Origin of the sequence: Acinetobacter uliginosus (assembly GCF_044130295.1) — a bacterium.
GTDB lineage: Bacteria > Pseudomonadota > Gammaproteobacteria > Pseudomonadales > Moraxellaceae > Acinetobacter.
Window position 1 is genome coordinate 1 of sequence record NZ_JBIQOC010000192.1, and the last position, 1,197, is coordinate 1,197.

The window sequence follows — 1,197 nt, forward strand, 5'->3', positions numbered from 1 at the left end:
ATACAACAACTGTTTGGGTGTTGTATAGTCAAGCCTCACGAGCAATTAGTATTGGTCAGCTTCACATATCACTATGCTTCCACATCCAACCTATCAACGTCGTAGTCTTCAACGGCTCTTTAGGAGACATAAAGTCTCGGGGAAATCTTATCTTGAGGTAGGCTTCCCGCTTAGATGCTTTCAGCGGTTATCCCTTCCGAACATAGCTACCCGGCGATGCGACTGGCGTCACAACCGGTACACCAGAGGTTCGTCCACTCTGGTCCTCTCGTACTAGGAGCAGATCCTCTCAAATTTCCAACGCCCACGGTAGATAGGGACCGAACTGTCTCACGACGTTCTAAACCCAGCTCGCGTACCTCTTTAAATGGCGAACAGCCATACCCTTGGGACCTGCTTCAGCCCCAGGATGAGATGAGCCGACATCGAGGTGCCAAACACCGCCGTCGATATGAACTCTTGGGCGGTATCAGCCTGTTATCCCCAGAGTACCTTTTATCCGTTGAGCGATGGCCCTTCCATACAGAACCACCGGATCACTAAGACCTACTTTCGTACCTGCTCGACTTGTGGGTCTCGCAGTTAAGCGCGCTTTTGCCTTTATACTCTACGCGTGATTTCCGACCACGCTGAGCGCACCTTCGTACTCCTCCGTTACTCTTTAGGAGGAGACCGCCCCAGTCAAACTACCCACCAGACATGGTCCTCGTCCCGGATAACGGGACAGAGTTAGAACCTCAATATTACCAGGGTGGTATTTCAAGATTGGCTCCACTAGGACTAGCGTCCCAGCTTCAAAGCCTCCCACCTATCCTACACAAGTAAGATCAAAGTTCAATGTCAAGCTGCAGTAAAGGTTCACGGGGTCTTTCCGTCTAGCCGCGGGTACACCGCATCTTCACGGCGATTTCGATTTCACTGAGCCTCTGCTGGAGACAGCGCCCCCATCATTATGCCATTCGTGCAGGTCGGAACTTACCCGACAAGGAATTTCGCTACCTTAGGACCGTTATAGTTACGGCCGCCGTTTACTGGGGCTTCGATCAAGAGCTTCGCTTACGCTAACCCCATCAATTAACCTTCCAGCACCGGGCAGGCATCACACCCTATACGTCCACTTTCGTGTTTGCAGAGTGCTATGTTTTTAATAAACAGTTGCAGGGGCCTGGTTTCTGTGGCTGCTCTCAGCTCAGGAAG

General features: G+C 51.5%; 1 rRNA gene. It reads right to left on the minus strand.

The annotated features are described in order from the left end of the window. Positions 1-24: 24 nt before the first annotated feature. Positions 25-1,197 (minus strand): 23S ribosomal RNA (locus ACE01T_RS17675); the annotation flags it as partial.